We start from the raw sequence: 13,803 nt of genomic DNA, 5'->3' as shown, positions 1-13,803 counted from the left end.
CGGATTCGAAGGTGTAGGGTTCCTGCTCCCGCGTGTCGACGACGACGGTGACCCGGTCCACGTCAGAACGGGGCCAGGGCGTTGCGCGCCGCCGAGTCGTATTCGTCTCCGCCGTCTTCGAGCACGATGCGCCGGTTGATGTAGACGTTCTCGTTCTCGCCGCGCGTGCGCTTGGTGATCTCGAGCTTGACATTGATGAGCTTCTCCAGGTTGGCCGGAAGCTCGGAGAGCTTGTCCAGGTTCAACCCACAGGAGCGCGCTCACGTCAACCGGCTCTTCCGGGAGGTCTGCGTCGGTCCGGGGCAGTCCGTCGAGTTCGGCCTTCGCGCGGGAGATGTCCCGGTTGACCGCTTTTCGCTCCTCATAGGCGTCCTCGCGCCGCCGGTCCAGGTCGCCGAGGTCCAGTTTGAGCAGGGACAGGACCATAGCTGCCTGCTCCTTGTCGCCGAGCCGCGTGAACGCCAGCGGGTCGAAGCACAGGTCGCCCACGAGGTTGTCCAGCAGTTTCTGCGGCGAATTGAGTTTGGCCTTGTACTCGCCGCCGGTGGTGACGGTCAGATAGGTGTTCCCCGTGGCCGTCCAGTTCCGGGTGACCACATACTTGCCGAGGTCGAGCCGGATTTCCGCCTTCTCCGCCCCCTTACGGACGGGTGCGGGCGTGCTTCGCAACGCCGCCGACCCCTGCAGCGCGGCCCAGATCGCGTCGATGGCGCTGGACTTACCCTGGGCGTTGCGGCCGGAAATCTCGACGACGTTGTTCTCGCCGGAGCGGATGGTGACCGCCTTCAGGCGTTTGAAGTTTTCCACATGCAGTTCGATGATCTTCATGGCGCGGTCCTCCTCAGATCAGTCCGTCGTCGTCTTCGTCGGGATGGTTGGCATACGCGACGGGCTTGGAAGGCGGGGGTGCGGCGGAAGGCGCGGCCGCGCGGCCCGCGGGCGCGTCGAGGTACTGCTTCACCTTGTTGGATTCGCCCGCAGTGCCGTCCTTCTTCGTGTACTTCTCGACGTGCAGTTTGGCGCGGCCCGTCGCGCCCACGACGCGGTTCCACTGCATCACGAACGGCTCGCCGTGCTTCTTGAGGCCCAGGCAGCGGAAGAACGAGCACAGCTTCCATTCCGCCTTTTTCGTGAGCACGAGGTAGTCGAACACGTTGACGAGTTCGCCGTCGTGCTCGACTTCGAGCGTCACCTTCGCCATCGGCGCCTGGCTGTTGTTGCTGTGCTGTTTCTCGAAGCCGGTGACCTTGAAGGCGTATTCGCCCGGCGGCAGGATCGTGAATTCGCCGGAGCCGTCGTCTTCGATGCGATCGTTCCAATCCAGAATGTCCACTCGATTGCGGAATTCGGATTTCGGAATGCAGAATGTTAAGATGCCACCATGGACGGGAAAGACGATCTCAAGAAACGGACGCGGGCGTTTGCGTTACGGGTGATTCGGTTGTGTGAATCGCTGCCATCGGGGCGTACGGCAGATGTGATTGGCAAGCAGCTCTTGCGCTGCGGGACCTCAGTCGGCGCAAATTACTGCGCCGCCTGCCGTGCCAGGTCTACCGCCGACTTCATCGCCAAACTGGGCATCGTGGAAGAAGAATGCGACGAGTGCATCTATTGGATGGAACTGCTCGTCGATTCGTCCATCATGGAAAGGCGACTACTTGAACCCCTCATGAAGGAGGCTGACGAAATCCTCTCCATCATCATCGCCTCCATCCTGACCGCCCGGAAGCACTCCTAATTCCGCATTCCGAAATCCGCATTCCGCATTCGAAGGCGGATCGTCGAACTTGCGGATGCGCGCGTGCGCCGCGACGACCACGTGCATGCCGTGCTTGTACTGGAGGTTGTGCAGCGCCCAGAGCATGCCCTGCACGGATTCGCGCACGTACTGGAATCCCTTGCCGTACCCGAAGTCCTCGATGCCGGACTTGTTGAACCGCTCGCACACGTCCTGCGCCGCGAGCATCTCCGCCCAGTCCGCCGTGTCCACCACGACGGTCTGGTAACCGTGCTCCTCGTCGTAGAGCGACTGGAGCGCGGCCTGCATCTGGTTCCAGTTCTTGGGAATGAGGCGGTGGATGTCCAGGTGCGCCGTGCGGTCCTCGACATCCAGAAAGATGGGGTTGGGAAACTGCGAGGCGAAGGTGCTCTTGCCGATGCCCTCCACCCCGTAGATCATGACCTTCTGCGGGCGCGCCCTGCGGCCCGTCGTTACGTCGGTGAGTTTCATGGTTGATGATTCCTTCGTTGTTTGCCGGGGTTGAAAACAGGAGACGAGATGCGAGGAGGATTAAGGCCCCCGGTACATGCCCAGACCCATTTCCAGAAAGACGGACTGGATACGCAGACGGAATTCGCGCGCCTTCACCAGGGACACGCCCGCCTCGCGCGCCGCCGCGCGCAGTTCGCCCGTCCGCGCGAGCGCCGCGAAGAACGTTCCCAGTTCCTCGGGCAAAGCGTCCGCGGCGGTCTCGATATCGATGCGGAGATAGAGCCGCTCCGGGGCGCACCGGGGGTCCTCGACGGCATAGGCCGGGTTCATGGCTGCAGGGGAATGCATTTGCGGTAGTCCCGTTTCTGGAAGGTGCGGTACTCGATAAGGTGGGAAATCTTGTTGCGCAGCATTCGCTTCAGGAAGGTGCTCCACGCGCCGCGGCCCGGGTCGTATTCGCCCATGCGTTCGATCACGTGCAGCGCGAGGTCCTGCGCGATGTCCTCGAAATCGGACCGGCTGTAGCCGTGGCGCCCGGCGAGTCCGCGGGCCGCCACGCGGATCGAGACGAGGTCGTCCGCCGTCAGTTCCTGCCGCCACGGAAGCAGCATCTGCTTCGGCGCGCCGGGGATGCGGCGGGCGGGCTTGCCGCGGCGTCCGCCGCGCCCGCGCCTGCCGTCTCGTCCGTTCGCCTTCGTCATGCCGGTCTCCTTCGGGTCGAAAAAATGAAGAACCCCGAGAGGCCGTTCGGCGGAAGGCTTGCCTCTCGGGGTTCACGCAACGCCCTGTTCGGGCGTCAAGGGCTTGTTCGTGTCCGCCGAACTTCGCTCTCGTCCCGAAGGCGCTACTTTTGGCGTAGCAATGCTACTTTTGACGTAGCGGAAAACTGTTGACAACGCCGACAAAAACGGCGGAGGTCTTGGGGCGGATGAGGAAGGGGATAGTGGAAGGATGAAGATTGGGAGCGGTTCAGCGAGGCTGAACCACTCCCAATCACTTGCTGCTCAGAGAATCCAGTGAACCGTGGGGAAGGGGGTGTAGGCGAGGAAGTACCCGGTCTGGAGGGACTGGCTGAGGTGGTGCCACAACGGCGGATGGGAATCCTTGATCTTGTCCAGGCTCCGCTTGATGTTGCCTCGAACGGCCTTCCGAATCCGTTCGGCGTCGTCCGAGGCTTTGCGTGCGCGGCTGCGTAACCCGAACGCGTTGCCCAGTTGCCGGGTGAGGGCGTCGAGTTCTTCCTCGCATTTGGCCCTCGTACCTAAATCATTGTGCTGTTCCGCCTCTTGAATCCGTTCGCGTAAGTCCACAATGCGTTCCTTGTATTCGGCCAGGGCCGCAGGTGTAAGCACCTCGCCCGCCGAACCCAACACGGGGATATCCGCCTGGCCCGCCGTTTCCGCAAGCACCTGGGCTACGTGCAGCTCGACGCCCGGCGAACGCAGCAGACACGCAATGGAAGCCAGGCCTTTACTGGGCTGCAGGTGGACCGTTTCCCCCTCGAACGAAAGCGTCCAGAATTCGCCTTCCCGGCGGAAGACGTTCTCGGCGATAACAGGGCTACCGGGTTCTGGAGTCTCCCTGCCTCGCAGAGCCTCGATCTGCCGAAGCACCGCCGGAGACGCGACCCAATGCCCGTCCGGCGTCATGCCCACATGTTCATCCAGCGCGATGAAGAGACCCTTTCGCGAGCGGATGTGCGCGTCGCATTCGGGGCCGTAGGTCCTCGATGTGGGCGAAACCACCACGAACGGTCCGTCGTTGTCCAGCATCAAACGAAGCACGCAGTTCACCATGACTTCGGGGTCCCGGACGACGATTGCGTATACCGGATATTGGGGCCGTGCCTGGCCGAGATTCCCCAACTGGAAGCATTGTTCTCTCCACGGAACCGGCGTGGGCATCATGCTCACATGGAGCGCGTCGGCCACGCCCGCCCAGACGGAATTCATGTCCAATTCGTGCAGCACGGCCTCCGCGCGCGGTACATCGACAACATCGCAACGGTCGCGGAAGTCGTCATCCGGGATGGCCGCACACACATCGTCGCTGATCTCCACGACTTCGTGGCGGCACGAGCAGCCGTGCTCGACCGGACAGGGATAGCTCGACGCGATGGTCCCGTTCGGGCGAAGGAAGCGCGAGGCGTGCGCATGCTCGTCGCCCAATTCCCTGCGCCAGTACAACGGAACGTCGGCGCATTTGGGGAAGGTGGCGGCGACGGCATTCCAGAACCGTGTCAGTTCCCGCATGATACGTCCGCTCCCGTCTCGGCCTGCGGACGAAGAAACCCACGGGCCTGAAGCCATTGCTCCGTCAAGACGGCGTCACCCTCGCGCGAATGGCGTGCCTCGTTGGGCGGGTACAGTCCGAGACGCCGGGCGCCGCGTGCGCCGCGGAACTTCATCTTGAACCCGGCGCCCAACAGCCGCGCATCGGAAGGCACGATCCCGTGGGGATACGAATCGAAGAGGTCGGAGGCGCAGCGTATCTCGCGGGGGTGATTCGGCAAGGCCCGCTCGTAGCGCACCTCGACCAGTTTCACCCACTCGATGCCGGATACGTCCGAGCACGCGAGACTGGCGGGACCCTTGGTGAGCAGCGGCGCAAGGGTGAACCGGCCCGGGCCGCAGAAAAACTCCTCGAATCCGAAGAAATGCCTGCCCATGAGTTTCCGGTAGAGGTCCAGTTCCCGCTTCGACGAGGCGTGAATACCGAGCTCCCCCGACTCCGCCACGTACACCATCGTGCTGAAACACTCCGGCCGGTAGGTGAAGATCGCGGCGGGCTTCGTCTCGATGTCCACCGCGCGTTTGAACGCGTCTCCGTGTCTCACCGTGAACCAGGTCTTTCCGCCGCGATGGAAAACGTGAATCCGGCAGTGCCGCCCGCGATTGTGTTCGGCGTAGTAGTCGTCCAGGTCCCGGCGCAATGCATCGAGCGCGGCCTCGGGCACGGGGTTCAGGGCTGCCGCCGGTCCCGTGGCCGTGAAGTAGGTGTAGCCGTGCGTCTTAAGTAGAGCGTGCCGCTGGTGAACCGATTCCACGAAGGCGCGGTCCTGCAGGCACGCGCGGACCGCCACGTCGAGCGGTGTCGCCGTGCGCAGGCGCTCGATGGCAATCTCTTGTTCGCGGGCCGCCTCGAGGAGGGCGTCCATACCGCTCGGAGAAGCCAGTTCGTTCACGATGTGCAGCGACTCCACCAGGTCCAGCGGCATCTCCCGGTCGGGCGCCAGAAAGACCTGGACGAGCGAGGCGTGGTCCAGGTGAACGTTCGGGCTCCCCGGAGGAGGTATGGCGATGCCCCGCCTGGCGAAATAGGCCTGATGGGGGTGAAGCAGCGCGGCAAGATTCCGCGGGTCGATCTTCTGCAGGTTCTCCGGATTGGACAGACGACGCAAACTCAGTGCAGCCATACGCGATTCCCTTTCCACACTACGGTCAACAGCCCAGGAAAGGCGTCGCCGACCGTTCCCAAGACGGTTGACGGCGCAGAAATGGCTGGATTATACTACTGAAAAGATTTTCAGTCAAGCGGTTTGTGTGCATTCGCCTGCGGTAAGCGGCTGGAAAGCGAGAACGAGACCATGATTCACACGCACGTCGCCCCGGAGACGATGGTCGCCGTCAGCCTGGAGACCACGGGGCTCAATCCATTGCAGGACCGGATAACGGAGGTGGGGGCGGTGCGTTTTGACTACGAGGGCGCTCTGTTGGACACGTTTTGGGAGCGGGCGAACCCGGGCATGCCCATCCCCGAACACATCCGGAAGATCACGGGCGTCACGGACGAGAAGGTGGCCGGCGCAAGGCCGCCGGAAGAAGTAGTGCGGGATTTCTTTGTCTGGGCGGGGCCGGGCGCATGGCTCGCGGCGCACAGCGGAGAGTTCGAGGCCGCGTTTCTATGCGCCGCGACGGGCGGACGGGACGATGCCGATGAGGACCGGTGTGTCTTGAGCGCGCTGCGGTGGGCGAGGTGGGCGGAACTGGGCACGCCGGACTACCGGCTACCCACGCTGCTGCAGTACATCGGGGCCGAGAGGCGTACCGGGCCGTCGCGTAACGTGATCGTTAAGGCCCAAGGCGTGGTGGACCTGATGGTGTTCCTCCTGACACGAAGCTACGCCGATCCCTCGCATGCGGGCGTGAAGAATGTCCTGGTATTCCGCACAGACCTTATGCGGGACCTCCACCGGCGCGTGACCATCGAATGGGAACGCAGGATGGAATGGCAAGCCCGTAAGCCAGAGCGCACCTTTGCGTCAGCCTCGCTTTCCGCCCATTGACAACCCTTCCCGTTTCCGTCATTGGGCGTTTCATATCCTCACGAAGCACGGGTGCCGCTTCGAAGAGGTCCTGTCCATCTGAGGCGGTGTGATTTGGGCCCATCTTCGCCGGATTTTCCGAAGTCTGCATTTCCTCACGCGGCCAAACACGTTCGAGATTTCCGGTAGATACCCCATGGACGGCGCGCGGCATGGCACGCGCCGCCGGCTATGGAGGCGTCTACATCATGAAATCTTATACCACGCGAAAAGCGCCGGACCTGATGACATCCGGCCAACGGATTGAGGAAGTGGCCTACATTCTGGCGGTCGGATTCCTGCGCATGCTGCGCCGTACATCGAGCGATCCCGCCGCTGTCCTTCCCGCAGAGAATTGTCTTGACTCACGCGCGCCGAAGAGCGTTCATCGTGTCGAACCTTGACCGAGAGGAGAGCACGGATGGACGCGACACAGACCGAACAAAGGAAGGCGACGGTCCTGCGCCAGATCACGGCGCTGGACCGGATGACGCGCGACCAGCTCCGCGAGCAGTGGCGGACGCTGCTCGGTTCCGAGGCGCCCCCGCACACGGTGGACTTCCTGCGGAAACGCCTGGCGGTCCGGCTGCAGGAGTTGTTCTTCGGCGGACTCAAACAGCCCGCGCGGGAACGGATGAACAAAGTACTCGAAGACAATGGGTACGACGAGATGGCCGCGCGCCCGAGGCAGTTCAAACGCGCGAAGGACATGCCGGTGCCGGGCACGCGCCTCATCCGCGAGTATGAGGGGGAACGATACGAGGTCACGGTTACGCGGACGGCTTTTGAGTTCCAGGGCCGTGAGTACAAGTCGCTGAGTGCCATCGCGAAGGCCATCACCGGAACGCACTGGAACGGGTGCGCGTTCTTCGGGCTGCGCTCCAAAGGCAAGAGGCAGGAGTAGACAATGGCGAATGGAACGAACACGAACGATGCGGGCCGGACGACGATTCTCCCTGCGCCGGTCCGATGTATGATCTACACGCGCAAGAGCACGGACGAGGGGTTGGACCAGGAGTTCAACAGCCTGGACGCGCAGCGGGAGGCGGCGGAGGCGTTCATCGCGAGCCAGCGCGCGGAGGGCTGGATCGCGCTGCCGGACCGGTACGACGACGGCGGGTTCTCCGGCGGCACGCTGGAACGCCCCGCCCTGCAACGGCTCATGCGAGATGTGGAAAGCGGCAAGGTCGACGTCGTGATTGTCTACAAGGTGGACCGACTCTCGCGCTCGCTGCTGGACTTCACGCGCATCGTCGATCTATTCGACCGGCACAAGGTCTCGTTCGTCTCGGTGACGCAGCACTTCAACACGACCTCGTCCATGGGACGGCTGACCCTCAACATCCTGTTGTCCTTTGCGCAGTTCGAGCGCGAGATCATCGGCGAGCGCATCCGGGACAAGGTCGCCGCCGCAAAGCGCAAGGGCAAATACACCGGAGGCCCCGCGGTGCTCGGCTACGACGTGGACCGGGTCAACAAGCGGCTCTTGGTCAATCCGACCGAAGCGAAACTCGTGCGGCACATCTTCAAGCGGTTCGTCCAGATTCAGTCCACGACGCTGCTGGCAAAGGAACTCAACGAGGCGGGGCACCGGACAAAATCCTGGACCACGGTCAAGGGCAAAACGCGGCGCGGCAACCCGTGGGACAAATTCGTGCTGTACCGGGTGCTCAATAACCGGCTGTACATCGGCGAGATTGATCACAAGGGCAACGTCTATCCCGGCGAGCACGAAGCCATCATCGCGCGCGACGTGTGGGATCAGGCGCACGCCATCATGGCGGAGAACTCCCACTCCCGCGGCGGACGCGCGCGGTCGCGGACGCCGGCGTTGCTGCGGGGTATCATCAAGTGCGGCCACTGTGGATGTTCGATGGGCATTACGTGGTCCCGGCGAAACGGCAGGCAGTACCGCTACTACCACTGCCTGAGCGCGGCCAAGTCCGGCCCGGAAACGTGTCCTGTGAAGAGCGTTTCCGCAGGCGACATGGAGCACGCCGTCATCGAGCAGATGCGCGGCCTGTTCCGGTCGCCGGAGATCGTCGCGCAGACTTTCATGGCGGCGAAGGCGTTGGCAACTGAAGGCGAGCAACCCTTCGAGGAGACGCAGGTCGCTCGCGCGCTCGAACACCTGGATGCCCTTTGGGACACGCTGTTCCCGGCGGAGCAGACGCGCATCATCCAGTTGCTGGTGTCCAAGGTGGCCGTGAACACGGACGGGTTGGACGTGGCGTTCCGGCTCGACGGTCTCCGGCAGGTCACGGCGGAAATGACAACGGACGAGGAAGCCGTAGCATGAGCATCGCGATTCTGGACATGACAAGGACGCGCCGGTCCGTCGAGGACGACGGCAAGACGCTCCGCGTCCACATCCCGATTCAGTTGAAGACGCGGGGTGGCCGCAAGGAGGTCATTGTGCCTGGTGGGCGCGACGGCGCTGGTCAGGAGAACCAGGCATTGGTGATTGCCCTGGCGCGCGCCCATCGTTGGGCGGAGTTGTTGGAGACGGGCAAGGTGGCTTCCCTCGGCGAACTCGCCGCGCACGTCGGTGTCGACCCCGCGTACATCAGCCGGTTCCTGCGCCTGACGCTGCTCGCTCCGGACATCATCGAGCGCATCCTCGACGGCAGGGAACCCAGCGGATTGTCGCTTCGAATCCTTCTCAACGAAATGCCCGCCGTCTGGGAGGAGCAGCGCGTCAGGTTCGGAATGCCCGCCGCCAAGAGATAGGTTCCGCGCAGTAAATACAGCCCTCCGACAGGCTCTTGATGCCGTCGGAGGGCTTGGTTTTTTCGGACTCATTACGGGGATTTTTCGATGCTGAGACACGCGCTCGTTCGGGCACAACTCATTCGTGAACGAGACGCCGAAAAATTAAGTTGTTTCGCGGCAACGACTTGCAGATTCTGGACTCACTTGGGGGTAGTCATGGCAATTCGGAGAGACAGAGAGAAAACGGGGGAGAAACGGCTAAAATGTGCTCCACGACGGCGGATCGAGTCCGGGGGCACGTCAAGGTCGCGCTCGCGGCCACATGCGCAAGTTATTACGGAATAAGGGCTTGATTCGCGGGGTCTGGGAGGGGCGTTTCCCGCCCCCGATGAGGCGAGAAATTCAGAGGGAAGAAGAGAATGGTGGAGGACCTCCGCGCCCGACGCGCAGGGCGCTGTTTACTCCAGATTTACATGAAAGCCCTGTAATTCCAGGGCCTGAAGGCAGTGTCCATGTCCTCGGCGACGAGAGAAATAAAAGAAGGATTCCTAAGACTGTTTCCTCTTCTTCCATCCTCTCTACAGGCTGTTCAAATCACGGTTCATTTCCGGATGACGCTCACCGGAAACTTAACCGAGCGTGCTGGCCAAGTCTCCGACAAACAAGATGGAACTTCACGACCAACTATCGACAACAACCAGAAACGACGGTTGTCTGGCAATCCTTCCTGAAGTATTTCCCTTGAAAATACAGGGCAACATTCACAAGCCCGATCAGCACAGGGACCTCAACCAACGGCCCAATGACAGCCGCGAAGGCTGCGCCGGAGTTGATGCCGAAAACAGCCACGGCCACGGCGATGGCCAACTCGAAGTTGTTGCTGGCCGCCGTGAAGGACAGCGTGGCGCTCTGCGCGTAGTTCGCCCCGACCTTCTTGCTGAGGAAGAAACTGAGCAGGAACATGATGATGAAGTAAATCAGCAACGGGATTGCAATCCGGACGACGTCCATCGGAATCTGGACGATCAGGTTACCCTTGAGGCTGAACATGACGACGATGGTGAACAGAAGGGCAATCAGGGTGATGGGGCTGATCTTCGCGATGAATTTCCCTTGGTACCACTCTTTGCCCTTGGTCGTAACAAGCACGAGGCGTGTCAGCATCCCGGCGAGGAACGGGATACCGAGATAGATGAAGACGCTCTTGGCGATCTGCGAGATGGTCACATTCACTGCAACCCCCTGGAGGCCAAACATCGGGGGCAGCACTGTGATGAAGACCCACGCATACACGCTGAAGAAGAGCACCTGAAACACGCTGTTGAACGCAACCAGCCCCGCGCAGTACTCCGTATCTCCTTTGGCAAGGTCATTCCACACGATGACCATGGCAATGCAGCGGGCAAGACCGATCATGATGAGTCCGACCATGTACTCGGGTTTGTCGGGCAGAAGGATAATGGCCAGCGCAAACATCAATATTGGGCCGATGACCCAGTTCTGGACAAGGCTTAACCCCAACACGCGGTAATTGCGAAAGACATCGCCAAGCTCCTCGTACTTGACCTTCGCCAAGGGCGGATACATCATGAGAATGAGGCCGATGGCGATCGGGATGTTCGTCGTCCCGACTTGGAACCGATTGATGAAGGCTTCGACACCGGGGATGAGATACCCCGCGGCGACGCCAATGGCCATACCCAGGAAGATCCAGAGCGTCAGAAACCGGTCCAGAAATGAGAGCTTTTTCAGAACGCCGCTATCCATGCGATCATATTCCTTTCCATCTCAAGCCAAGGGTTTTGTCGCGCTCACATACAAGCTTGTGACGAAGTCGCTCATCTTCGCACCCGGTGGGAGATTCTCTAAGATTTTCTTGAACAGAGGGTCTTTCCAATCTGTCAGCGCTTCGACATACCCCTGTTTTTCCGTCAGTGTTATATTATCGAGACCGGCCTCTCGCGCCATCCGGTCCGTTTCCTTCACCAAGACTGCCCCGGCGATGCACCCCACGAGTGCTTCAACCATCTCCGCGACATTTGGCGGAATAGGCTGAAGCAGTGCCAAGTCGGAAACTGCCACGCGTCCGCCGGGCTTGAGCACCCGAAACATTTCGCGCCACACTTGCGGCTTATCTGGCGACAGGTTGATGACACAATTCGAGATGATTACGTCCACACTGTTGTCGACGACGGGAAGGTGCTCGATCTCGCCCAGGCGGAACTCGACGTTGTCCAAGCCAGACTTTTCCTTGAACGTTACGGCATTCTTCCGGGCTTTGGCGAGCATGTCGGCCGTCATATCGACACCGATGGCTTTTCCGGTGGGGCCGACCTTTCGCGCCGCGATGAATACGTCAAAACCACCGCCACTGCCCAAGTCGAGAACGACCTCGCCAGGCTGCAGTTCCGCTATCGCCGTTGGATTGCCGCAGGAGAGTCCCATATTGGCGCCATCTGGCAACGCGGCAAGCTCTGCTTCGTCATATCCCACCGCTGTCGCCACTGCCGCAGCGTTGCCGCTGCCGCAGCAAGACTTTGAGGGACCGCAACAGGAACCGCCCTGGCGCGCAATTGCGCCGTAGCCTTCTCGCACTTTCTCTCTCACTGCTTCCGGATTTGTTGTCTCCGACGTCATACTGCATCTCCTTTCGGAAGGTCTGTCTCCTGCGAAGTGGCCTTGTGACCGGTCACAATCGCTCCATCCACCAAACGTAGTGTTCTCTGTGCAGTTCCCGCCGCCCGCATGTCATGGGTCACCATGACTATCGTGCGCCCCTCTTTGTTAACCTCTCGCAGGAAGTCTAAGATCGCCTGAGAGGTCTCGGGGTCGAGATTGCCCGTGGGCTCATCCGCAAGAATGACTGGCGGGTCGTTGGCCAACATGCGGGCCAGAGCCACCCGCTGTTGTTGTCCCACGCTGAGTTCGGAAGGCTTGTGGTCCAAGCGGTCGCCAAGCCCAATCCTTTCCAGGAGAGCGACGGCGCGCTGTTTTTGCGCAGCATCGCTCAGATGAGCTAGGAAGAGAGGGATTTGAACGTTTTCAAGGGCCGTCAGATAAGGGACCAGATTGAACGTCTGAAAGACGAACCCGATCTTTTCCCTGCGAACAGCCGCCCGGCGCTCAGGCGACATATCGTACAGCGACTGTCCTTCAATCAGAACGGTCCCCGATGCTGGCGAGAGCATTCCGCCGAACATCAGCAGAAAGGTGCTCTTGCCGCTTCCGCTTGGTCCAACGATAGCCACGAAATCCCCCTTCGGGATCTCGATGGTCACGTCGTCCAATGCCGTAATCGTCTTTCCGCGATGCTTATAACTCTTACTTACGGACTTCATATTGAGCATGGACTACATCTCCTGAAGTGCTGTGGCGGGGTCGAGACGCGCGGCTTGGCGAGCGGGGAAATAACTGGCCATGAGCGAAATGGCGACCGCCACACCAAGCGCCCAGAGCGCCAAGCTTGGCATTGGGAGGACAATCACCCCTGCGATACGTGGTCCAAACACCACAGCGACGGCCGTACCCAGGACATAACCGGCAATACCGCCTGCAAGTCCAAGCAAAAGCGCTTTCATCAAGAACATCTTGAGTACCACCCGAGAACCCGCGCCCAGGGCCATAAGTGTGCCGATTTCTTTGCGCCGTTCGAAAACGTTGGAATACATGTAATTCGCGATACTCGCCCCGCCGACGAGCACGATGATCGCCAGAAAGAGCAGCGATAGACGCGCCATCATCTGATTTGTCCGGATCTGGGTGTCAACGATCTGAGTGATGGTGACCACCTTGGCGTCAGGTAAAAGAGTATTGATCTTCTGGACCAATCCCTTCGATATCTGATTACAGCATCCGACTATTTCTATGGCGTTTAACACGGGGCCTTTTCCGGCAAGTTGCTGTACTGTGTGAAGATGCGCGAAGACTCGCGAATCATCCACGGTGCCGGTTGCAGGGAGAACAGCGGTAACCGCAAAAGACTTGCCCAACAGAGTCAGGGTGTCCCCCTCTTTGACCTTCAGTGCCGCTCCGATATCTGATCCAACAAGAGCTTGGTCTTCTTCAAGTGTAGTGATGACTCTCTTACGGACGAGGGTTTCCTTCGGCGGCTCCGTGCTGGCCCCCGGGACATTCACTGTACCGCAGTTTTCGGGAAGGGCAAATATACCGGCTCCTTGCCAAGCGGCCTTGGCCTGGAATTCCTTTGTCGGCAAGATCCCGGTCAGCGTGAACCGGTTTCCACCCGACTCCACGGGAAGAGAAAGCTTTGGCGAAAGGTTGTCTAATCCCTGGAGGTCCGAGGTAGTGAGTCGCGTCACGTATTCCTCGGGAAACTCCTCGCCCTGCATATCCGCGCTGTAGTAATCTTGAAGCGACGCGGATTTCGGTAGAATGAGGATGTTGGCTCCCAAGGCATCCAGTTCTGCCGCGACGGCCTTCTCCGAGTAGAAGGTGATGTTCTTGACGCCAACAATCACGCTTATCCCGAGCAAGATCGCCACAAAACTCGTGGCCAGTTGGTTCTTCCGCTCAAAGACCTCCCGCCAGACAAATGTCCTGAGTCTCATTCTTGTCC

At 60.8% G+C, this 13,803-nt stretch carries 17 protein-coding genes; 6 read left to right on the top strand and 11 right to left on the bottom strand.

Features of this window, described 5'->3' with window-relative positions; genetic code table 11:
- A partial coding sequence (locus P5540_08290) for an AAA family ATPase (GenBank protein HRT64816.1) occupies positions 1 to 828 on the bottom strand: 828 nt, incomplete at its 3' end.
- Between the two features lie 13 nt (positions 829 to 841).
- Positions 842 to 1,333 (bottom strand): DUF669 domain-containing protein, encoded by a 492-nt coding sequence (locus P5540_08285; GenBank protein ID HRT64815.1) that lies wholly within the window; start codon positions 1,331 to 1,333, stop codon positions 842 to 844.
- A gap of 48 nt (positions 1,334 to 1,381) precedes the next feature.
- Between P5540_08285 and P5540_08280 the strand changes: the two genes are divergently transcribed.
- Positions 1,382 to 1,738 (top strand): four helix bundle protein, encoded by a 357-nt coding sequence (locus tag P5540_08280; protein ID HRT64814.1) that lies wholly within the window; start codon positions 1,382 to 1,384, stop codon positions 1,736 to 1,738.
- On the opposite strand, the gene P5540_08275 is transcribed toward P5540_08280, so the two are convergent.
- The 5 genes from P5540_08275 to P5540_08255 form a co-directional block, all read right to left on the bottom strand.
- Positions 1,655 to 2,230, bottom strand: a complete 576-nt coding sequence (locus P5540_08275) for an ATP-binding protein (protein ID HRT64813.1) — start codon at positions 2,228 to 2,230, stop codon at positions 1,655 to 1,657. The two genes, P5540_08280 and P5540_08275, sit on opposite strands and share 84 nt — an antisense overlap.
- Before the next feature lie 60 nt (positions 2,231 to 2,290).
- A complete protein-coding gene (locus P5540_08270; protein HRT64812.1) occupies positions 2,291 to 2,560 on the bottom strand; it encodes a hypothetical protein in 270 nt (89 codons plus the stop codon).
- A complete protein-coding gene (locus P5540_08265; GenBank protein HRT64811.1) occupies positions 2,539 to 2,913 on the bottom strand; it encodes a sigma factor in 375 nt (124 codons plus the stop codon). Before P5540_08265 ends, P5540_08270 begins: the two co-directional genes overlap by 22 nt.
- A 303-nt stretch (positions 2,914 to 3,216) precedes the next feature.
- Positions 3,217 to 4,464, bottom strand: a complete 1,248-nt coding sequence (locus P5540_08260; protein HRT64810.1) for a hypothetical protein — start codon at positions 4,462 to 4,464, stop codon at positions 3,217 to 3,219.
- Entirely contained in the window at positions 4,452 to 5,429 is a 978-nt protein-coding gene (locus tag P5540_08255; protein ID HRT64809.1) for a hypothetical protein, read from the bottom strand. Before P5540_08255 ends, P5540_08260 begins: the two co-directional genes overlap by 13 nt.
- A 369-nt stretch (positions 5,430 to 5,798) precedes the next feature.
- Between P5540_08255 and P5540_08250 the strand changes: the two genes are divergently transcribed.
- The 5 genes from P5540_08250 (at position 5,799) to P5540_08230 (ending at position 9,245) form a co-directional block, all read left to right on the top strand.
- A complete protein-coding gene (locus P5540_08250; protein HRT64808.1) occupies positions 5,799 to 6,497 on the top strand; it encodes a 3'-5' exonuclease in 699 nt (232 codons plus the stop codon).
- A gap of 191 nt (positions 6,498 to 6,688) precedes the next feature.
- Positions 6,689 to 6,919: a hypothetical protein gene (locus P5540_08245; protein HRT64807.1), complete on the top strand. Its 231-nt coding sequence runs from the start codon at positions 6,689 to 6,691 to the stop codon at positions 6,917 to 6,919.
- Positions 6,920 to 6,936: 17 nt separating this feature from the next.
- The gene (locus P5540_08240; protein HRT64806.1) at positions 6,937 to 7,419 is read left to right on the top strand and encodes a DUF2924 domain-containing protein; all 483 of its coding nucleotides are present in this window, start codon (positions 6,937 to 6,939) and stop codon (positions 7,417 to 7,419) included.
- A gap of 3 nt (positions 7,420 to 7,422) precedes the next feature.
- Positions 7,423 to 8,814 carry a recombinase family protein gene (locus tag P5540_08235; protein HRT64805.1) on the top strand — a complete coding sequence of 464 codons (1,392 nt, stop codon included), beginning with the start codon at positions 7,423 to 7,425 and terminating at the stop codon, positions 8,812 to 8,814.
- On the top strand, positions 8,811 to 9,245 hold the full coding sequence (locus tag P5540_08230) for a hypothetical protein (GenBank protein HRT64804.1): 435 nt from the start codon (positions 8,811 to 8,813) through the stop codon (positions 9,243 to 9,245). The genes P5540_08235 and P5540_08230 overlap by 4 nt, the downstream gene beginning before the upstream one ends.
- Positions 9,246 to 9,911: 666 nt before the next feature.
- Here the strand turns inward: P5540_08230 and arsB are convergent.
- From arsB to P5540_08210, 4 genes are read right to left on the bottom strand one after another with little or no spacing between them, the layout of a single operon-like run.
- Positions 9,912 to 10,994, bottom strand: a complete 1,083-nt coding sequence (gene arsB / locus P5540_08225) for an ACR3 family arsenite efflux transporter (GenBank protein HRT64803.1) — start codon at positions 10,992 to 10,994, stop codon at positions 9,912 to 9,914.
- Positions 10,995 to 11,015: 21 nt separating this feature from the next.
- Entirely contained in the window at positions 11,016 to 11,864 is an 849-nt protein-coding gene (locus P5540_08220) for an arsenite methyltransferase (protein ID HRT64802.1), read from the bottom strand.
- The gene (locus P5540_08215; GenBank protein HRT64801.1) at positions 11,861 to 12,574 is read right to left on the bottom strand and encodes an ABC transporter ATP-binding protein; all 714 of its coding nucleotides are present in this window, start codon (positions 12,572 to 12,574) and stop codon (positions 11,861 to 11,863) included. The genes P5540_08220 and P5540_08215 overlap by 4 nt, the downstream gene beginning before the upstream one ends.
- Positions 12,575 to 12,577: 3 nt before the next feature.
- Positions 12,578 to 13,795 (bottom strand): FtsX-like permease family protein, encoded by a 1,218-nt coding sequence (locus P5540_08210; protein HRT64800.1) that lies wholly within the window; start codon positions 13,793 to 13,795, stop codon positions 12,578 to 12,580.
- Positions 13,796 to 13,803 lie beyond the last annotated feature (8 nt).

Source organism: Candidatus Hydrogenedentota bacterium (assembly GCA_035450225.1).
Taxonomy (GTDB): Bacteria; Hydrogenedentota; Hydrogenedentia; order Hydrogenedentales; family SLHB01; genus DSVR01.
Note: the sequence above shows the minus strand (reverse complement) of the source record. Positions and strands in the feature narration are given on the sequence as shown.